Source organism: uncultured Bacteroides sp. (assembly GCF_947632445.1).
Taxonomy (GTDB): Bacteria; Bacteroidota; Bacteroidia; order Bacteroidales; family Bacteroidaceae; genus Bacteroides.
Window position 1 is genome coordinate 81,384 of sequence record NZ_CANRPM010000001.1, and the last position, 20,272, is coordinate 101,655.

A 20,272-nucleotide genomic window follows, 5' to 3' on the forward strand; every position below is an offset into this window, starting at 1 on the left:
CCCCGACTTCTCATGGACAAAGGCTCTGAACTGAAACTTAACAACTACCTGAAAGGCATCGTGCTGAACCTGCCCGAAAGCCCCGGCATCTACCAATATTTGAATGATGAAGGAACCATTATCTACGTTGGAAAGGCAAAAAACCTGAAAAGAAGAGTTTCTTCATACTTCAACCGCGAACACGATTCCGGCAAGACAAGGATATTGGTGAGCAAGATTGCCGACATCCGTTACATCGTGGTCAACACGGAGGAAGACGCACTACTGCTGGAGAACAACCTCATCAAGAAATACAAACCGCGCTACAATGTCCTGTTAAAGGACGACAAAACCTACCCCAGCATCTGCATCCAGAACGAATACTTCCCGCGCATCTTCAAAACACGCCGCATTATCCGCAACGGTTCAACCTATTATGGCCCCTATAGCCATCTGCCGTCCATGTATGCCGTTCTCGATCTCATCAAGCATCTCTATCCCATCCGCACCTGCAACCTTCATCTAAGCCCGGAAAACATACGCGCCGGCAAGTTCAATATCTGCTTGGAGTATCACATCAAGAACTGCGCCGGCCCCTGCATCGGCAAGCAAAGCCAAGAGGAATACCTGAAAAACATCGGTGAAATCAAAGAAATTCTGAAAGGAAACACACGCGACGTGGAGCAGATGCTCTACCAACGGATGCAGGATCTGGCCGCCGCGATGAAATTCGAGGAAGCACAGAAGGTAAAGGAAAAATACTTGTTGATAGAGAACTACCGCTCACGCTCGGAAGTAGTCAGCAATGTACTCCACAATATTGACGTCTTCTCCATCGAGGAAGATGCCGATGAAAAGACCGCTTTCATCAATTATCTGCACATCACGAACGGCGTCATCAACCAAGCCTTCACCTTCGAATATAAGAAGCGGCTCGAAGAAAGCAAGGAAGAACTGCTCCAGCTGGGCATCATCGAAATGCGCGAACGCTACAAAAGCCAGTCACGCGAAATCATCGTACCCTTCGAACTGAACATGGAATTGAAAGACGTGACCTTCACCATCCCCCAACGAGGCGACAAGAAGAAGCTGCTCGACCTGTCCATCCAGAACGTGAAGCAATACAAGGTGGATCGCCTGAAACAACAGGAGAAACTAAATCCAGAACAACGCATCACGCGCCTGCTGAAGGAAATCCAACAACAACTACATCTGAACCACCTGCCCCTGCGCATCGAGTGCTTTGACAACTCGAACATCCAGGGTTCCGACCCTGTGGCCGGATGTGTGGTCTTCGTCAAGGGGAAGCCGTCGAAAAAAGACTATCGCAAATACAACATCAAAACCGTAGAAGGCCCCGACGACTATGCCTCGATGAAAGAAGTCGTATGGAGGCGATACAAACGGGCAATCGAAGAGAATACACACCTGCCCGACCTCATCATCACCGACGGTGGAAAGGGACAAATGGGCGCTGTAAAAGAAGTCGTGGACGAATTGGGACTGGATATTCCCATCGCGGGGCTGGCCAAGGACAACCGCCACCGCACGAATGAACTGCTTTTCGGCTTCCCGCCCCAAAGCATCGGGCTGAAGCAAGGTACGCCTCTATTCAATCTGCTGACCCGCATACAGGACGAAGTACATCGCTACGCCATCACCTTTCACCGCGATAAGCGCAGCAAGCGGCAGACCATCTCGGAGTTGGACGAGATAAAAGGAATCGGTGAAAAGAGCAAAAATGCCCTGTTGAAGGAATTCAAGAGCATGAAGCGACTCCGCGAAGCCACGCCACAGGAATGGGCCGTCGTTGTAGGCGAAGCCAAAGCACGCATCCTGCAGGAACATTTTGGCAGGCAAAAGGACGGAACAGAGGCGGAATAGCCCGCCCAGCCAAAAAACAGCCTGCGAAAATAGCATCCTTGCAAAATATTCGTATCTTTGTCAGCGGTAAAACAAGAAAAAGACATGAGAGTAGTGATACAACGCACTGCACACGCTTCGGTGAGCATCAACGGACATTGCAAAGCCACCATCGGCCAAGGCATGATGATACTCGTAGGCATCGAAGAAGCCGACGGCCAGGAAGACATCGACTGGCTCTGCAAGAAGATTGTAAACCTGCGCATCTTCAACGATGAAAACGGCATAATGAACCGCTCCATCCTCGATGCGGGAGGCGACATTCTCGTCATCAGCCAGTTCACTCTGCATGCCTCGACGAGGAAAGGAAACCGCCCGTCGTACATCCGTGCCGCCAAACCGGAGATTTCAATTCCCCTCTACGAACGGTTCTGCCAGAACCTTTCGGCCGTACTGGGCAAGGGAATAAGCACGGGAGAATTCGGCGCCGACATGAAGGTGGAGTTGTTGAACGACGGCCCCGTCACCATCTGCATCGACACCAAGAACAAGGAATAAACCCCCAAAATGCAGCAATATGACACTGGAAGAAGCACAGAGGCAGGTGGACAACTGGATCAAGACGTATGGCGTTCGCTACTTCAGCGAACTGACCAATATGGCCATACTGACCGAGGAAGTGGGTGAATTGGCCCGCGTCATGGCCCGCAAATACGGCGACCAGTCGTTCAAATCCGGTGAAAAGGACAATTTGGACGAAGAGATAGCCGACATCTTCTGGGTGTTGCTCTGCATCGCCAACCAGACAGGCATCGACCTGACCGACGCCTTCCGACGCAGCATCGAAAAGAAAACGAAACGAGATCAAGACAGACATATCAACAACCCTAAACTGAAGGAACATGGAAAGTAAAGAACCTACCCGAAGCAAATATGACGAAGCGCTGGCCAAATATAACACCAGCCTCGACGATGCGAACATAGCCGCACAAGTGAAGGCCATCACCGAACAGAAAGTAGCCGAAAACAATACGCCCGAAGTCAAGAAATTCCTCTTCCACTGCATCGATCTCACCACGCTGAACACCACAGACAGCGACGAGAGCGTGATGCGCTTCACCCAGAATGTGAACCGTTTCGACGAAGAATTCCCCGATATGAAAAACGTGGCCGCCATCTGCGTCTATCCCAACTTCGCCGAAATCGTAAGGGACACACTCGAAGTGGAAAACGTGAAGATAGCCTGCGTGTCGGGCGGATTTCCTTCCTCGCAGACGTTTACGGAAGTAAAGATAGCCGAAACCGCCATGGCCGTTATGGACGGAGCCGACGAGATAGACGTCGTTCTCTCCGTAGGCAAGTTCCTCGTGGGCGATTATGAGAGCGTATGCGACGAGATACAGGAGCTGAAGGAAACCTGTAAAGACAAGCACCTGAAGGTCATCCTTGAGACAGGCGCCCTCCGCACGGCCTCAAACATCAAAAAAGCTTCGATTTTATCCATGTATGCCGGTGCCGACTTCATCAAGACCTCTACCGGAAAGCAGCAGCCTGCCGCCACGCCCGAAGCCGCCTACGTGATGTGCCAGGCTATCAAAGAATATTACGAAGAGACGGGTAACAAGGTCGGCTTCAAGCCTGCCGGAGGCATTAACACGGTGAACGACGCCCTCGTCTACTACTCCATCGTGAAAGAAATACTGGGCGAAGAGTGGCTGAACAACACGCTGTTCCGCTTGGGAACCAGCCGCTTGGCCAATCTGCTGCTGAGCGACATACTGGGAAAGGAAACGAAGTTCTTCTAAACAGACCCGGAAACACGAAAGAAAAGGCCGCTTTCTTCCTCGAAAAACGGCCTTTTACTCTTATCCTTACGACAACGCTTTATTTCTGTCTTTCCACCACATAGTTGAGATAAGCCTCCAACGACCGGCGGACAGCGGCATCGGCCGTAGCGGGAAGCAAGGCAAAGGCCTTTTCCCGATAGTCACACATCACTCTTTCGGCATACCCGATGCCGCCGTTTTCTTTGGTGAAAGCCACCAAACGGCCGATTTCATCGACAGATGCAGTACCCGACTTCACCCGCAGGGCAATGGCGCGGGCCTCTTCGCTGCCCGTAGCGTTGAGCGCATAGAGTGCAGGGAGGGTCAGCTTACCTTCGTGCATGTCGTTGCCTGTAGGCTTTCCGATCTGCTTGTCTTCGTAGTAATCGAAAATGTCATCCTTAATCTGGAAACAGAGACCGATGTATTCTCCAAAAAGGCGCGCCTTTTCCACGTCTCCGGCAGAGGCTCCGGCCGACAGGGCACCGCACTTGGTGCAGGCAGCAAAGAGCATCGCTGTCTTCTTACGGATAATCTCAAAATAGACGGACTCGGAGAAATCGGTGTTCTCTACGTTGGAGAGCTGGAGCAGTTCGCCGTCGGCCAAGTCCTGCCCTAAGGCAGAAACCACGTCGACGATGTCGTGATTGTGCGTCAAGGCAACCTGTACGAGGGCCGTAGCCAGCAGATAATCGCCCGTGAGCACAGCTACCTTGTTGTTGAACACAGCGTTCACCGAAAGCTGTCCGCGCCGCTCGCCGCTTTCGTCCACCACATCGTCGTGTACCAGACTGGCATTGTGGAGCAGTTCAAGCGCCACAGCCGCATGAAAGGCCGCCGGAGAAACAGCACCGTAAAGTTTGGCTGAAAGCAACACCAGCATAGGACGCATCATCTTCCCGTTCCGCTGCCGAATGTACTCAACGACATGATTGAGCAACGGATTGGAGCTGGAAAGCGAACAGGCAAACAGTTGTCTGAAGTCTTCCAGCTCAGCCGAAATAGGAGCTTGTATGACTGACGATCGTTCCATGAAGCAATATTTGGGCACAAAAATACGAATAAAACGGTTAATCTAATATTTTTTTGTACTTTTACCCTACCTAAAGAATTAAAAGTATGAATTCAACCGATAGACTTTTCCTGCTCGACGCATACGCGCTCATCTACCGCGCCTATTATGCACTCATCAAGAACCCGCGAATCAACTCGAAAGGACAGAATACCTCAGCCATCTTAGGCTTCGTCAACACCCTCGAAGAAGTGCTCAAGAAAGAGAACCCTACACACATCGGCGTGGCCTTCGACCCGGCCGGGCCTACCTTTCGCCACGAGGCCTACGAGCAGTACAAGTCCCAGCGTGAAGAAACGCCCGAAACAATCCGCTTCTCCGTACCTATTATAAAGGACATTATCCGCGCCTACCGCATCCCCATCCTCGAAGTGCCGGGCTACGAGGCCGACGACGTGATAGGCACACTGGCCACCGAAGCCGGACGGCAGGGCATCACCACCTACATGATGACGCCCGACAAGGACTACGGCCAGCTGGTGGGCGAACACGTCTTCATGTACCGCCCCAAGCACACGGGCGGCTTCGAAGTGATGGGTACGGAGGAAGTCAAGGCGAAGTTCGACATCCGGTCTGCCCGACAAGTCATCGACATGCTGGGCCTGATGGGCGACGCATCGGACAACATCCCCGGCTGTCCGGGAGTGGGCGAGAAAACGGCACAGAAGCTTATCGCCCGGTTCGGCAGCATCGAGAACCTGCTGGCCAATACCGATCAGTTGAATGGCACCCTGAAGACGAAGGTCGAAACGAACAAAGAGCAGATTGCCTTTTCCAAGTTTCTGGCCACCATCAAGACCGACGTCCCCATCGGACTCGACATGCAGGCCCTCCTCCGCAAAGAACCCGACAAGGAGACATTGCGACGGATTTTCGAAGAACTGGAATTCCGCACTCTCATCGACCGCGTGTTCAAGAAAGACGAAGCCCCCACTCCCTTACCCTCCGCTTCGGCCGACCCATTTGCCGGCACACTCTTCGCCCGGCCGTCCACTACGGAGGAAGCCGCTCCGAAGACCGCCGCTCAAGGCGATTTGTTTGCGTTGTTTGCGGGCGAGGGGGCGGGCGGCGCCGAAAATTCGATTCTCAGCAGCTTAGAAACAATCGAGACGGACTATCAACTTGTTGATACAGAAGAGAAAAGGCACGCTTTTCTTCAAAAGTTATTGACAACGGAAATTCTCTCAATAGATACGGAAACGACAGGCACCGAGCCGATGGAGGCCGAATTGGTGGGCATGAGCTTCAGCGACGCCGAAAACCGGGCGTGGTACGTTCCCGTTCCGGTCGACCGGCAAGAAGCTCTCAACATTGTAAACGAGCTTCGCTCGCTCTACGAGAACCCCAAGTCACTCAAGGTCGGACAGAACATCAAGTACGACATGATTGTTCTTCAGAACTACGGCGTCCGTGTGCAAGGCCCGCTCTTCGACACCATGCTCGCCCACTACGTGCTCCAGCCCGAACTGCGACACAACATGGACTATCTGGCCGAAATCTACCTGCACTACCGCACCATCCACATCGACCAACTCATCGGCCCGCGAGGCAAAGGACAGAAGAGCATGCGCGACCTCGCCCCCGCCGACGTCTACCGCTACGCCTGCGAAGACGCCGACGTCACCCTGAAGCTGAAAAACGTACTTGAGAAAGAACTCAAGGCGCAAGGCGTGGAGCACCTCTTCCACGAAATAGAAATGCCGCTTGTCCCCGTCCTCGTGAACATCGAGAGCAACGGCGTGCGTCTGGACACCGAAGCCCTGAAGCAGTCGGCCTCGCACTTCAACGCCCGCACCCGGCAAATCGAGGAAGAGATCTACGCACTGGCAGGCGGAGCCTTCAACATCGCCTCGCCCAGACAGGTGGGCGAAGTGCTCTTCGACAATCTCAAGCTGGCGGAAAAGCCCAAGAAGACCAAAACCGGCCAATACGTCACCTCCGAGGAAGTGCTCGAAAGCCTGCGCGGCAAACACGACATCGTGGGCAAGATACTGGAACACCGGGGCCTGAAGAAGTTACTGGGCACCTACGTCGAAGCCCTGCCCCTGCTCATCAACCCTCGGACAGGACGCATCCACACCTCGTTCAACCAGGCCGTCACTGCCACCGGCCGCCTCAGCTCAAGCAACCCCAACCTGCAGAACATTCCCATCCGTGACGAGGACGGCAAGGAAATCCGCAAGGCCTTCATTCCCGACGACGGCTGCGAATTCTTCTCGGCCGACTATTCGCAGATAGAGCTGCGCATCATGGCCCATCTCAGCGAAGACCCCGACATGATAGAAGCCTTCGTCGAGGGGCACGACATCCATGCCGCCACCGCCGCCAAGATATACAAGACAAGCATCGGCGACGTCACTCCCGACATGCGCCGCAAGGCCAAGACGGCGAACTTCGGCATCATCTACGGCATCTCGGTCTTCGGGCTGGCCGAACGCATGAACGTCTCCCGTCAGGAAGCCAAAGACCTGATAGACGGCTACTTCGCCACCTATCCCCGCGTAAAGGCCTACATGGACCGCAGCATCGACGTGGCCCGCGAACAAGGCTACGTGGAAACCGTCTTCCACCGCAAGCGCTTCCTGCCCGACATCAACTCGCACAACGCCGTCGTGCGCGGCTATGCCGAACGAAACGCCATCAACGCACCCATCCAGGGCAGCGCCGCCGACATCATCAAAGTGGCGATGGCCCGCATCCACCGGCGCTTCCAAAGCAACGGCCTGAAGGCAAAGATGATTCTGCAAGTCCACGACGAACTGAACTTCAGCGTCCCGACGGCCGAAAAAGAACTCGTGCAGCAAATCGTCATCGAGGAAATGGAGAACGCCTACCGCATGCGCGTCCCTCTCAAGGCCGACTGCGGCTGGGGAACCAACTGGCTGGAGGCGCATTAACGCGGGGATTGGACTGACTGAAAAATACTGACAAAACAGGCCTGCTTTCCGGCCGTTTTCCTCCCATTTGCTTTCGCTAAAAAGAGGGCTTCGGACCCCCGCCAGAAGGTGTTCTGAAGGGGGTCTAATCGATCCCCCGTATCGATCAACGTCGATCTTCCGTATCGACAGAAGCCGTTGTTCCGTATCGACAGAGAGGGGTATTCGGGAGCGGTAATAAATATATACACAAACCGCAGGCTCCGGTCAAGGCAGCCGGCGCGGAAGATCCTCGGCAAGGATGCGCGTAAACTTCCGGGCGCCTACGTCGGACAAATGGTTCACGTCGTAGAAATCGTCGTCCGCAAAGCGCGTGTCTCTGAAGTAGTCCATGCACACCACGTTGTCGCACTGCCGGCGCACTTCATCCATCGCGGCGTACATCAGCCGCAACTGTTCATCGCCCACATGCGTATAATAGAGTTCGTGCACGGGCGGCACCACCAGACAGAGACGCACACCCCGCTCCCGGCAGGCCTTTGCCACGCGAAGCATCCGCTCGCAGTTCAGCCGGTAGACCTCCCGACACACTTTGTCGTTCACATCCGTCACCGAATGACCCGAAACAGCCGCTTTCCAATCTTTCCAACCGGATTTGCGTTCCGACAAGGCAAACGTATAATCGAAACCCAGACTGTCGATGCACACCGTCGGCTGATGCAGCAGGTAGTACTTCTTCCATTTTTCAAAACTTACCGGAAAGTTCTGGATGCACTCGATGTCATAAAGCGGATTGCGGTTACCCGACGAAATGCCGCGATAGATGCGCTGCTCCGCTTTTGATAATAATTCTCCTGCCCCTTCCCCGATAAATATTCCGGTATAATCATCATCCTTCCACAACATCTGGAAGCAGACACCCCAAAGTATCGTCTTCAGGCGGGGCATGTCGTCGATGAAACGCATCAGGGAGGCTTCGTTATACTTCACCCACTCTCCGCTTATCGCCAGGCTGTAAGCACTATCGCCCAGATAAGCCGGAAAAATGCCGTAGTCGGCCACCGAACTCCCTATGACCAGCGTCTTTATCGCCCCGGCCTTGCGGGCTATCAGTTCGTCCTTGAACACATACGGGTTGGGAATACGGCGCAGCGACCATTCAAACAACACCAGCACCGCCAACAGAGGGATGCCGATGCACACGATACGCAACAAAAACTTCTTCATAATTCTCCTTTAAAATTGAAAGTAAATAAACTCCGCCTGCATACCTTTCAAGAAAAGCACCGACAGAACCAACATATAATAAACGCACCAGCGCAACGCGGGCGCTTTCACCGCGCCGTCTATCTGCAACGCATGCTGCTTGTCGCGTTGCAGCCACTCCACCGCCAGCAGAACCGCCGCATAAAGCCCGGCCCGCTTGCCATACGCCATCGAAAGCTGGAACAGCGACGGCGAACACATCCTGTTCAGGTAGTCCCACGCCTGCCCGATACTCTCGGCGCGGAAGACAATCCACCCCGCCACGACGAGCAGGAACGTGAGAAGCATCTGCCCCAGCTCCCCGACGGAAGGCATCCGCCGCCCTGCCGCCACCGCGCCGGTGTACTTCCGGTTCGTCCCCAGCAGCATAAGCGGGAAGAACAGCAAGGCATGATAGGCGCCCCACACGACAAACGTCCAGTTGGCGCCGTGCCACAACCCGCTCACCAAGAAGATAATCATCGTGTTCGCCATGACCTTGCGGCGGGCGCAGCGGCTGCCGCCCAGCGGAATGTAGATGTAATCGCGGAACCACGTGGTGAGCGAGATGTGCCAGCGTCGCCAGAACTCCGCTATGTTCCTCGAAAAGTAAGGGAAGTTGAAGTTGCGCATCAGGTCGATGCCGAACAGGCGTGCCGTGCCGATGGCGATGTCCGAATAGCCGGAGAAGTCGCCGTATATCTGGAACGTAAAGAGGATGCCGCCTGTCAGCAGCGTGAAGCCCGACTGTTCGGTATAGCTGTCCCAAATCAGGTTGACGGCGGCAGCGCAATTATCCGCCACCACCACCTTCTTGAAGAATCCCCACAACATCTGCCGGCAGCCGTCCACGGCCTGCGCATAATCGAACGAACGCGGGCGATAGAACTGCGGCAGGAGGTTGGTGGCGCGTTCGATAGGCCCCGCCACCAGCTGGGGAAAGAAACTGACGTAGGCAAAGAAAGCCACGATGTCCCGGCAGGCAGGCAGTTTCTTCCGGTAGACATCAATGCTGTAGCTCAACGCCTGAAAGGTGTAGAAACTGATGCCCACCGGCAGCAGGATGTCCAGCGTCACCCCGTCCGCTTCCACTCCCAGGCTGCGGAGCAGGGCGGCCAGGTTTTCGGCAAAGAAGTTGTAGTATTTGAACACACCGAGAATGGAAAGGTTGAGCACGATGTTGGCAACGCTCACAGCCTTCTGCCGCCTTCGTTTGCCTTCGAAGGCTTCTATCAGCCTTCCGCTGCAATAACTGAACAAGGTGGTAAGCGCAATCAGGATGAGAAAACGTCCGTCCCACCAACCATAAAACACATAACTGACCACCACCAGGAAAAAGTTCTGCCACTTCAGTTGCCTGAACACGAACCAATAGAGCAGGAAGACCGCAGGCAGGAAAACCAGGAATTCAATCGAATTGAAAAGCACAATATCAGCGATTTATTTGCTGCCCAATTCCCAAAGACAGCGCCCATAAATACGCGAAAGACGTGGGAATTTTTGTTTATCAGTTCTAAGGTATCGCCAAACACCCACTCAACAATAAAACAACAACATCCCACGCCAGACGTATGCGCACACCCGCAGAAAGGGCATGCGTACTGAATAGCACGAGCGTCTGTATTGTTTATCCTGTTGAGTTAAAATTTGGCGATTTTTAGAACTCGGATAAAGCCAAAACGCTTTCGTAATATGTTCACAAAACTCGTCTTTCCTTCTTTTGCCGCAACGGGCAACGTGGGGAAAAACGCTGCAAAGTTAACCAAATTCCGATACAATACAACGCTCAAAGGGATGTTGTCGCGCAAAAATAGTAAAAAACGATAAAAGAAAAGAGTTATGGCACTAAAAGCGGGGCATTGCGGCCCTTCCCGACGCGGGGAAACCCACCCTCTCCCGACGGCCTGTCCGGTGCGAAGGCGCAGGCTGCCGGCATCCGAAAGCAAGGCAATGCGGGGACTGACTGAAAAATACTGACAAAAAGGGCCTGCTTTCCGGTCCTTTTCCTACCTTTTGCCATCGCTAAAAAAAGGTGTTCGGACCCCGCCAGAAGGTGTTCTGAAGGGGGTTCAGTCGATTAAGTTAAGCGATCATTGTCGATTAACTTAAGCGATCATCATCGACTAACTTAAGCGATCATCGTCGATTAACTTAAGCGATCATCGTCGATTAACTTAGTCGACAGAAGCCGTTATTCCGTACCGGTAATAAATATATACAGCAACCTTCCGGTGCCGCCTAACGTCCGTCGGGGATGCCGCCGCGCGAAACAGGGAAAAACAATCAACGGAAAGAGCGGACGGCCGACCGGGGCACACATTCGTGAGGCATTTTTCACCGAACCTTCGGGGAATAGAAAAATAAAAGAGCTATCTTTGCAGCCTGTTAGGTTGAATATAATATAGAATAGACTATGGCATTAAAAGCAGGTATCGTGGGCCTTCCCAACGTGGGAAAATCCACCCTCTTCAACTGCCTGTCCAGTGCGAAGGCGCAGGCAGCCAACTTTCCGTTCTGTACCATCGACGCGCAGATGGGGCAGGTGTCCGTGCCCGACGAACGGCTGACCCGACTGGCCGAAATCGTCCATCCGGGCCGCATCGTCCCTGCCGTGTGCGACATCGTCGACATTGCCGGACTGGTCAAGGGCGCCAGCAAAGGCGAAGGCTTGGGCAACCAGTTCCTGGGCAATATCCGCGAGTGCGATGCCATCATCCACGTGCTGCGCTGCTTCGACAACGGTAACATCGTCCATGTGGACGGCTCCGTCGACCCCGTGCGCGACAAGGAAATCATCGACACCGAACTCCAGCTGAAAGACCTCGAAACGGTGGAAAACCGCATCAAGCGCGTAGAAAAGGCAGCCAAAGTGGGCGGCGACAAGAACGCCCGGCTGGAATACGAACTGCTGCTCCGCTACAAGGCAGCACTGGAGCAGGGCAAAAGCGCGCGGACCGTCGTCCCGCAGAACGAGGACGAAGAGGCCTGCGCCAGGCAGATGTTTCTGCTCACCACCAAGCCCGTGCTCTACGTGTGCAACGTCGACGACGCCTCCGCCGCCACCGGAAACGCCTACGTGGAGCAGGTGCGCAAGTCCGTCGAGGGTGAAGATGCCCGGCTGATGTTCATCTCCGCCCAGACCGAAGCCGACATTGCCGAACTGGAAACCTACGAGGAGAAGCAGATGTTCCTCGAAGACCTCGGCCTGAAGGAAAGCGGCTGCAACCGCCTCATCAAGGCCATCTACAGCCTGCTCGACCTGGAAACGTTCATCACCGCCGGCGAAATGGAAGTCAAGGCCTGGACCTACCGCAAGGGCTGGAAGGCGCCGCAGTGTGCCGGCATCATCCACACCGACTTCGAGAAGGGTTTCATCCGCGCCGAGGTTATCAAGTACGACGACTACATCAGGTACGGTTCCGAAGCGGCCGTGCGCGAAGCCGGCAAGCTCAGCGTCGAAGGCAAGGACTACGTGGTGCAGGACGGCGACATCATGCACTTCCGCTTCAACGTATAAGGACACAAGACAACGATTACTTTAAAATCAAGGAAGAAACGTCATGCTACCGTTACTCAACATTCACTGGAACCCCGACCCCGAACTGTTCAACCTTTTCGGCATCTCCATCCGTTACTATGGCCTGCTGTGGGTCGTCGGCCTGGCTTTTGCCTACTTCATCGTGCAGAGGGAATACCGCGACCGCCGCATCGCCGGCGACAAGTTCGAACCGCTGTTCTTCTATTGCTTCTTCGGCGTCCTCATCGGTGCCCGCCTGGGGCACTGCCTGTTCTACCAGCCCGACTATTACCTGCATCATTTCTGGGAAATGATTCTTCCCGTGAAGTTCCTCCCGAACGGCGGCTGGAAGTTTACGGGCTACGAAGGGCTTGCCAGTCACGGCGGCACGCTGGGCCTCATCTTCGCCCTCTGGCTCTACTGCCGCAAGACGAAGATGCACTACATGGACGTGCTCGACATGATTGCCGTAGCCACTCCCCTGACTGCCTGCTGCATCCGTCTGGCCAATCTGATGAACTCCGAGATTATCGGCCGCCCGACGGATGTTCCCTGGGCCTTCGTCTTCGAGCGTGTGGACATGGTACCCCGCCATCCGGCCCAGTTCTACGAGGCATTGGCCTACTTCATCTTCTTCCTCGGCATGGTGTGGCTGTACAGGCGCGGACAGAAACAGGCTTCCGCCGCACCACCGCGCACCGACTTCAGCAAGGCCGCCAAGTCCGATGCACCGGCAGCGTCCCTGCCCTATCCTCGCGGCTTCTTCTTCGGGCTTTGCCTGACGGAGATTTTCATCTTCCGCTTCTTCATCGAGTTCCTCAAGGAGAACCAGGTGGACTTCGAGGAAAGCATGACGCTGAACATGGGGCAGTGGCTCAGTGTGCCTTTCGTTCTTATCGGGCTTTATTTCATGTTCCTCTACGGGCGCAGGAGATAGCGACCCGCTTCGTTCACTTCCTGCCTGCCACCACCTTCAGCAGGCGGGGCGTGTAGCGGCGCATCACATAGAACGTGCCCAGCAATAAGAACACCGTCAGGACAACAGCCGAAGTGTACACCAGCAGCAAAGACCAATCCGTCGCGGGAGCGAAGGTGATGAACAGCAGTTTCAGCAGCCGGCCCACTACCAAGCTATGTGCCACATACACAAAGAAACTCGCCGATGCCAAGAAAGGATTTACCTTACAGATACCCCGTTTCAGCAGCCAGGCTGCAACATTATAGGCAAAGACCAGTCCCGCCAGAACATTCAGTTGCTTGATGACTTCCTGTGCTTCCGGCCAATCATGCGCCGCCACCATGTGGAGCACACCCAGCAGCAGATAGAGAAAGACGGAAACCTTGAAATACCGTCCGAACACTTGCAACATGTCCTTACGGTTGATACTCATATAGGCTCCCCAGCAGAAGAAGAAAAGTGCATGCTCAAAACCCAGCAAATTAAGGTGCAAATGAGGCACGACAAACCAGAAAAGTCCCAGCAAGCAGATAAAATAACGTCCCAGGCGCTTGATAAGCACATGCAGCAAAGGGGTGCACAACACAATGACAATCAGGTCGCGCACGAACCAAAGAGGGGCATTTACCTGGAACATACCTTCGGACGGCAGCATGTCACATACCCAAAAACAGGAGAGCAAGTCCCGCCACGAAAACGTGAAGCCAAGCCCTGACGTATATCGGCTGAAAAGCGGATTGAAGGTAATAGCTATCAGCAGCACTAAAGCCAGTACGTTCCAAATGACATAAGGAATGACGAGCGACTTCACCCGGTTTTTGAACTTGCGGAGATAGGTCTCCTTCGTCATCTCCACCCCTAAAAAAAAGACGAAACCCGAAATGAAATAATAAATCGGGACACTCTGCCCCCGTAGAAAAGCATCAATCCAACGGTTGATTTCCATGAAAAGCGAATGGTCTGCGAACGTCAGTTCCTGCCCACGCAGTTCAAGCCCTTCCGACGAGAAAGTGTGAATCGTCAGCACTACCACCGCCAACGGAAAGCGCAACAAATCCAGCGCCTGTGAGCGCAAATCGTTTTTACCCATAAATTTGTTTTGATTAAATTGTGATTAAAAAAAGAAACTAAAAAGCATGTCCCTACTGCCATTTCGTAATGAGGAAATACACACAGTAAAGGACACGCCCATCCACAATAAATCAAAACGGGGTGTACTGACCTGCACTATTTCTTCGGATTCGTTCAGATAAAATTGGTCGTTTTTTCTAACACAAGAAACGCCGGCGGGGCAATATAATGAAAAGTTATTTTATTCTATGTCATACTCTTTTTTATTTAACGGTTTGTCCTACGGGAAGAAAAGTACCGATACAGAAAAGGGGTGTTCGCTGCTTGCCCGGCGTATAGAAGGTAACGACCAAATCACCTGAATCCAAACCAAGGCAAACCGACAGAACACACCCCATCCGGGTGTATCCACATTTTGTCTCTTTTGGATTTGTTCGGGTCGTTTTTTCTATACAAGAAACAAATGCAAATACTTATACTTTATTCACTCTTTAATATCCGTTTCGTACTATTCTCCTTTTAATCTATTCTGTTTCATTCATTTCTCGCTGCAAAGTTAAGGCTTTTTAAGCCAAGAAAACAAGCCTTGCCCCGATTATTTCCCTTTCACTATCCGCTTGATGTCATTCAGCTTGTTCAGCGCCTCAATCGGTGTCAGGTTGTCGACGTCGAGGTTCAGAATCTCGTCGCGTATCTGGCACAGCACGGGATCGTCCAACTGGAAGAAACTGAGCTGCATGCCGCCGGCCGACGACGGTCCTTCGGTGATGGTCTTACCCGTGACGGTACCCGTCTGACGGTTCTCGCGCTCCAGTTGCTTCAGGATTTCGTCGGCGCGCTTCACGATGCTCTTGGGCATACCTGCCAGCCTGGCTACGTGAATACCGAAAGAATGCGCACTGCCGCCCCGCTCCAGCTTGCGCAGGAAGATGACTTTGCCGTCCACTTCCTTCACCGCCACATTGTAGTTCTTGATGCGTCCGAAGCTCTTCTCCATCTCGTTCAGTTCGTGATAGTGCGTGGCAAAGAGGGTGCGTGCCTTGGCTCTGGGATGTTCGTGGATATACTCCAAAATGGCCCAGGCGATGGAAATGCCGTCGTAGGTCGACGTGCCGCGCCCCAGCTCGTCGAAGAGCACGAGGCTGCGCGGCGACAGGTTGTTCAGAATATCGGAGGCCTCGTTCATCTCTACCATGAAGGTCGACTCGCCTACGGAGATGTTATCGCTCGCGCCCACACGGGTAAATATCTTGTCCACCAGCCCGATATGTGCACTCTCGGCAGGCACGAAGCAGCCTATCTGCGCCATGAGAGTGATGAGAGCCGTCTGACGGAGCAGGGCCGACTTACCCGCCATATTGGGACCGGTGATGACGATGATCTGCTGCGTCCGGCTGTCAAGCATCACATCGTTGGCCACATACTTCTCGCCAATGGGGAGCTGCTTCTCGATGACGGGATGGCGTCCCTGGCGGATGTCGAGCACATCGTCGTCCGAAAGGACGGGGCGGATGTAGTTGTTTTCGCGCGCGGCCGTAGCGAACGACAGGAGGCAGTCGAGGCGGGCCACCTGGTTGGCATTGATTTGGATGGCAGGGATGAACTCGCTCAAGGCCTGTACCAGTTCGTTGTAGAGCTGCATTTCGAGCGCCAGTATCTCGCTTTCCGCACCGATTATTTTCTCCTCGTATTCCTTCAGTTCCTGGATGATATAGCGTTCGGCGTTGACCAGCGTCTGTTTGCGTATCCACTCCTTAGGAACTTTCTCCTTATGGACGTTGCGCACCTCGATGTAGTAGCCGAAGAGGCTGTTGTAACCTATCTTCAGGCTCGGTATGCCCGTCAGTTCACTTTCGCGCTGCTGGAGCTGGAGCAGGTAGTCCTTGCCGCTATAGGCTATCTGGCGCAGTTTATCGAGTTCGGAGCTGACACCGGATCTGATGACGTCTCCCTTGTTGACCAGCAGCGGCGGGTCATTGTTGATTTCACGGTCAATGCGGTCGCGGATGGACTGGCAGACGTTGAGCTGCTCGCCGATGCGGTTCAGGCTGGCATTGTCGGCCTCAAGACAGGCTTGCTTAATGGGTTCGACGGCCTGCAAGGCTACTTTCAGCGCCACCAACTCGCGGGGATTGACGCGGCCCACAGCCACCTTCGACAAGATGCGCTCCAGGTCACCGATGCGATGCAGCTGCTCTTCCACCAGGTCACGGAAGTCCGGCTTGCGGAAGAAGTATTCTACTACATCCAAGCGATCGTTGACGGGACGCATGTCCTTCAACGGGAACAGCAGCCAACGCTTCATCAGGCGGGCGCCCATAGGGCAGATGGTTTTGTCGATAACGCTGAGTAGCGAACTGCCTCCGTCGTTCATCGAACCCATCAGTTCGAGGCTGCGCACGGTGAACTTGTCCAATCGGACGTATTTATCTTCCTCGATACGGGCCAGCGACGTGATGTGGCCTATCTGCGTGTGCTGCGTTATGACGAGGTATTGCAGGATGGCTCCTGAGGCGATGATACCGTTCTTCAGATGCTCCACGCCGAACCCTTTCAGGTTCTTCACCTCGAAATGCTTCAGCAACTTCTCGCGAGCCGTTATCTCGGTGAACACCCAGTCGTCCAATTCGAACGTAAAGAACTTGCTGCCAAAATTGCTTTCGAACATCGGTCGCTTGCCCCGCTCGAAGAGTACTTCCTTGGGGCCGAAGTTATTGAGCAACTTGTCGACGTAATCAAACGGCCCTTCCGCCGTCAAAAACTCCCCCGTCGAAATGTCAAGGAAAGCCACGCCGCAGGCTCCCTTGCCGAAATGCACGGCGGCCAGGAAGTTATTCTCCCGGTAGTTCAGCATGTTGTCGTTTATGCTGACACCGGGCGTCACCAGCTCTGTGATACCGCGCTTCACTAATTTCTTGGTGAGCTTAGGGTCTTCCAGCTGATCGCAGATGGCCACACGCTTGCCTGCACGGATGAGTTTGGGCAGGTACGTGTCGAGCGCATGATAAGGAAATCCGGCCATTTCGACGGTCTTCCCCTTGCCGTTGGCACGCTTGGTCAGCGTGATGCCCAAGATTTCGGAAGCCACAACGGCATCGGTCGAATAGGTTTCATAGAAGTCTCCGCAGCGAAACAGCATCACGGCGTCGGGATGTTTCGCCTTGAGTTCGAGAAACTGCTTCATCATCGGGGTAGGGACAATCTCTTCGTTCATGAGGATTCGACTTAACAATTAAACAGAAACAAAGATAAATCTTTTTTAGAAAACAAGCATCCACGAGCTTCAAAACCTTAGCAACCCTTAACAAAATAGTGTCTATTCATAAAACATGTTATATAACACACGTTTTTTCTTGCAGAATTTGCAGGTTTCCCAAAAGTCCGTACCTTTGCAACGTGTTTTTCATAGTATTAGATTTTAAGGTTAACAAAGGTTGGAGTACAGCGGTACTCCTTTTTTTATGCCCGTATGCCAGGGACAGCAGAACTCTTACTTGCTCATCTACAGAATGAATGCCCCTTCTCTTCTGTCCGATCCGACACAAGCCTACGTCAGCAAAACCTCAAATGTTCTTCCCTTTTCTTATTTAAAAGAAAAGTTCATGGCAAAACAACATTAAGAAACCAATTCATTCCGCCGCTTCTCCAGGAGCCGCACGAAATCTTCTTCATTGGCGGGCCGGAGGACATCATGCCTGCCATCCTTATAGTACACCCGCACATAGCGCACCAACACACGGCCCGCCATCTGCATGGACGAACGCCGTTCCACCGACATCACCTCGGCCAACGGACGTTCACGACTGCGGGAAAAACGTCCCTTGTAAATGAGCAGCCGCCCGTCGGCAGTCAGCGTATAGGTGGTATGAATGACTTTTTCAATGAAATGGAACAACAGAATGCTCCACAACACGGCTATCAGAATGTATTTCACCCACAGGCAATAGACCAGCATGAAGGTAAACAGAAACAGGGCTAGATACTGGGCCGCACCGATGCGGGCATGGAAGACTCGGTCTGTCATTTCTCTTTTTTTGCGGTAAAGATATGGATTTTCGACAGCAAAACGCACAAGCAACGCAGTTATTTTGTAGTTTTGCATCCAGCTAATACACATCGTTATGGTAAGAAAGTTCGATTTCCTCGTCATCGGCTCTGGAATAGCCGGTATGAGCTTCGCCCTGAAAGTGGCGGAAAAGGGGACGGTAGCCCTCATCTGTAAGGCCGGAATGGAAGAAGCCAACACCTATTTTGCGCAGGGAGGCATCGCGTCGGTGACCAATCTGGCCGTAGACAACTTCGAGAAGCATATCGAAGACACCATGATAGCCGGTGACTGGATCAACGACCGCGCCGCCGTAGAGAAGGTGGTACGCAACGCTCCCGCACAAATCAAGGAACTCATCAAGTGGGGTGTGAACTTCGATAAGAAGGAAGACGGGACTTTCGACCTGCACAAGGAAGGCGGACACTCGGAGTTCCGCATCCTGCACCACAAAGACAACACGGGAGCCGAGATACAGACTTCGCTCATCAAAGCTGTGAAACGGCATCCCAACATCACCATATTCACCGAACACTATGCGGTGGAAATCATCACACAACACCATCTGGGCATCATCGTGACGCGCTACACACCGGGCATCAAGTGCTATGGCGCCTATGTGCTGAACGAGGCTACGGGCGAAGTAGACACCTTCCTCTCCAGGATAACCGTCATATCTACGGGAGGCTGCGAGGCCGTTTACCGCCACACCACCAATCCGCTGGTGGCTACGGGCGACGGTATCGCCATGGTCTACCGCGCCAAAGGAGCGGTAAAGGACATGGAGTTCATCCAGTTCCACCCCACCGCCCTCTACCATCCGGGCGACCGCCCCTCGTTTCTCATCACCGAAGCCATGCGAGGCTACGGCGGCGTGCTCCGCACAATGGACGGTAAGGAGTTTATGCAGAAGTACGACCCGCGCCTATCGCTTGCTCCGCGCGACATCGTGGCCCGTGCCATCGACAACGAAATGAAGCTCCGGGGGGAGGATCATGTCTACCTGGATGTCACCCACAAAGACCCCGAAGAGACAAAGCGCCACTTCCCCAACATCTACCAGAAGTGTCTCAGTATCGGCATCGACATTACGAAAGACTACATCCCCGTAGCGCCCGCCGCCCACTACCTGTGCGGAGGCATCAAAGTGGACCTTGACGGGCAGAGCAGCATCCGCCGCCTCTACGCCATCGGCGAATGTTCGTGCACGGGCCTGCACGGCGGCAACCGTTTAGCCTCGAACTCGCTCATCGAAGCCGTAGTCTATGCCGACGCAGCCGCCAAGCATGCCCTGAGCGTGCTGGAGCGTTACGACTTCAACGACGACATTCCCGAATGGAACGACGAAGGCACCATCACGGGCGAGGAACGCGTACTCATCACGCAGAGCATGAAGGAAGTGAACCAGATTATGGAGTCGTATGTGGGCATCGTGCGCAGCAACGTGCGCCTGACCCGCGCCTGGAACCGCTTGGACATCCTTTACGAAGAGACCGAACGCCTCTTCAAGCGCTGCAAAGCCACGCGCGAGCTGTGCGAACTGCGCAACATGATCAACGTAGGCTACCTCATCACAAAGCAGGCCATGGATCGCAAGGAAAGCCGAGGGCTGCACTACACCATCGACTATCCGCATCATGCCGACGAGGCCGACACAAAATCGGTCTTATGACATCCATCGACGAGCCATAACAGGCCTTCCATCTTACAAGAAACATCACGATAACACGCCGGCTCTATCGACACAAAAGTAAAACCCATTGGCAACGTCCGCCCGACACGGCCAATGGGTCTTTACTTATAGAATGGATGAACGTCCG

14 protein-coding genes are annotated in these 20,272 nt (G+C 53.8%); 8 read left to right on the forward strand and 6 right to left on the reverse strand.

Features of this window, described 5'->3' with window-relative positions; all coding sequences use genetic code 11:
- Positions 1–12: 12 nt before the first annotated feature.
- The 4 genes from uvrC (at position 13) to deoC (ending at position 3,647) form a co-directional block, all read left to right on the forward strand.
- Positions 13–1,863, forward strand: a complete 1,851-nt coding sequence (gene uvrC / locus Q0Z70_RS00355; protein WP_298071548.1) for an excinuclease ABC subunit UvrC — start codon at positions 13–15, stop codon at positions 1,861–1,863.
- Between the two features lie 84 nt (positions 1,864–1,947).
- Complete coding sequence (gene dtd, locus Q0Z70_RS00360) at positions 1,948–2,400, forward strand: D-aminoacyl-tRNA deacylase (protein ID WP_298071550.1); 453 nt, start codon at positions 1,948–1,950, stop codon at positions 2,398–2,400.
- Between the two features lie 19 nt (positions 2,401–2,419).
- Positions 2,420–2,755, forward strand: a complete 336-nt coding sequence (locus Q0Z70_RS00365) for a nucleotide pyrophosphohydrolase (RefSeq protein ID WP_298071552.1) — start codon at positions 2,420–2,422, stop codon at positions 2,753–2,755.
- Complete coding sequence (gene deoC, locus Q0Z70_RS00370; RefSeq protein ID WP_298071554.1) at positions 2,745–3,647, forward strand: deoxyribose-phosphate aldolase; 903 nt, start codon at positions 2,745–2,747, stop codon at positions 3,645–3,647. Before Q0Z70_RS00365 ends, deoC begins: the two co-directional genes overlap by 11 nt.
- A gap of 79 nt (positions 3,648–3,726) precedes the next feature.
- On the opposite strand, the gene Q0Z70_RS00375 is transcribed toward deoC, so the two are convergent.
- Positions 3,727–4,701 (reverse strand): polyprenyl synthetase family protein, encoded by a 975-nt coding sequence (locus Q0Z70_RS00375; protein WP_298071556.1) that lies wholly within the window; start codon positions 4,699–4,701, stop codon positions 3,727–3,729.
- An 86-nt stretch (positions 4,702–4,787) separates the two neighbouring features.
- Here Q0Z70_RS00375 and polA point away from each other — a divergent pair, with 86 nt between their 5' ends.
- Positions 4,788–7,637, forward strand: a complete 2,850-nt coding sequence (gene polA, locus Q0Z70_RS00380) for a DNA polymerase I (protein ID WP_298071558.1) — start codon at positions 4,788–4,790, stop codon at positions 7,635–7,637.
- A 246-nt stretch (positions 7,638–7,883) separates the two neighbouring features.
- Here the strand turns inward: polA and Q0Z70_RS00385 are convergent, their stop codons facing one another.
- Positions 7,884–8,843: a hypothetical protein gene (locus tag Q0Z70_RS00385; protein WP_298071560.1), complete on the reverse strand. Its 960-nt coding sequence runs from the start codon at positions 8,841–8,843 to the stop codon at positions 7,884–7,886.
- A 9-nt stretch (positions 8,844–8,852) separates the two neighbouring features.
- A complete protein-coding gene (locus tag Q0Z70_RS00390) occupies positions 8,853–10,289 on the reverse strand; it encodes an MBOAT family protein (protein WP_298071562.1) in 1,437 nt (478 codons plus the stop codon).
- A gap of 985 nt (positions 10,290–11,274) precedes the next feature.
- Between Q0Z70_RS00390 and ychF the strand changes: the two genes are divergently transcribed.
- Entirely contained in the window at positions 11,275–12,378 is a 1,104-nt protein-coding gene (ychF, locus tag Q0Z70_RS00395) for a redox-regulated ATPase YchF (protein WP_298071564.1), read from the forward strand.
- Between the two features lie 43 nt (positions 12,379–12,421).
- The gene (gene lgt, locus Q0Z70_RS00400; protein ID WP_298071566.1) at positions 12,422–13,315 is read left to right on the forward strand and encodes a prolipoprotein diacylglyceryl transferase; all 894 of its coding nucleotides are present in this window, start codon (positions 12,422–12,424) and stop codon (positions 13,313–13,315) included.
- A 13-nt stretch (positions 13,316–13,328) separates the two neighbouring features.
- Here lgt and Q0Z70_RS00405 read toward each other — a convergent pair whose 3' ends face one another.
- The 3 genes from Q0Z70_RS00405 to Q0Z70_RS00415 all read right to left on the reverse strand — a co-directional run bounded on the left by Q0Z70_RS00405 (position 13,329) and on the right by Q0Z70_RS00415 (position 18,431).
- Positions 13,329–14,426 (reverse strand): acyltransferase, encoded by a 1,098-nt coding sequence (locus Q0Z70_RS00405; protein WP_298071568.1) that lies wholly within the window; start codon positions 14,424–14,426, stop codon positions 13,329–13,331.
- Positions 14,427–15,002: 576 nt separating this feature from the next.
- Positions 15,003–17,621: a DNA mismatch repair protein MutS gene (mutS, locus tag Q0Z70_RS00410; protein ID WP_298071571.1), complete on the reverse strand. Its 2,619-nt coding sequence runs from the start codon at positions 17,619–17,621 to the stop codon at positions 15,003–15,005.
- 402 nt (positions 17,622–18,023) lie between these two features.
- Entirely contained in the window at positions 18,024–18,431 is a 408-nt protein-coding gene (locus Q0Z70_RS00415; RefSeq protein ID WP_298071572.1) for a PH domain-containing protein, read from the reverse strand.
- Between the two features lie 97 nt (positions 18,432–18,528).
- On the opposite strand from Q0Z70_RS00415, the gene nadB reads away from it, so the two are divergent.
- Positions 18,529–20,124, forward strand: a complete 1,596-nt coding sequence (nadB, locus tag Q0Z70_RS00420; protein WP_298071573.1) for an L-aspartate oxidase — start codon at positions 18,529–18,531, stop codon at positions 20,122–20,124.
- Positions 20,125–20,272: the final 148 nt, after the last annotated feature.

Bases quoted from the DNA above. Each gene is read 5' to 3' on its own strand.
- uvrC (WP_298071548.1), top strand. From the start codon at position 13: ATGGACAAAGGCTCTGAACTGAAACTTAACAACTACCTGAAAGGCATC.
- dtd (WP_298071550.1), top strand. From the start codon at position 1,948: ATGAGAGTAGTGATACAACGCACTGCACACGCTTCGGTGAGCATCAAC.
- Q0Z70_RS00365 (WP_298071552.1), top strand. From the start codon at position 2,420: ATGACACTGGAAGAAGCACAGAGGCAGGTGGACAACTGGATCAAGACG.
- deoC (WP_298071554.1), top strand. From the start codon at position 2,745: ATGGAAAGTAAAGAACCTACCCGAAGCAAATATGACGAAGCGCTGGCC.
- Q0Z70_RS00375 (WP_298071556.1), bottom strand. From the start codon at position 4,701: ATGGAACGATCGTCAGTCATACAAGCTCCTATTTCGGCTGAGCTGGAA.
- polA (WP_298071558.1), top strand. From the start codon at position 4,788: ATGAATTCAACCGATAGACTTTTCCTGCTCGACGCATACGCGCTCATC.
- Q0Z70_RS00385 (WP_298071560.1), bottom strand. From the start codon at position 8,843: ATGAAGAAGTTTTTGTTGCGTATCGTGTGCATCGGCATCCCTCTGTTG.
- ychF (WP_298071564.1), top strand. From the start codon at position 11,275: ATGGCATTAAAAGCAGGTATCGTGGGCCTTCCCAACGTGGGAAAATCC.
- lgt (WP_298071566.1), top strand. From the start codon at position 12,422: ATGCTACCGTTACTCAACATTCACTGGAACCCCGACCCCGAACTGTTC.
- Q0Z70_RS00405 (WP_298071568.1), bottom strand. From the start codon at position 14,426: ATGGGTAAAAACGATTTGCGCTCACAGGCGCTGGATTTGTTGCGCTTT.
- mutS (WP_298071571.1), bottom strand. From the start codon at position 17,621: ATGAACGAAGAGATTGTCCCTACCCCGATGATGAAGCAGTTTCTCGAA.
- Q0Z70_RS00415 (WP_298071572.1), bottom strand. From the start codon at position 18,431: ATGACAGACCGAGTCTTCCATGCCCGCATCGGTGCGGCCCAGTATCTA.
- nadB (WP_298071573.1), top strand. From the start codon at position 18,529: ATGGTAAGAAAGTTCGATTTCCTCGTCATCGGCTCTGGAATAGCCGGT.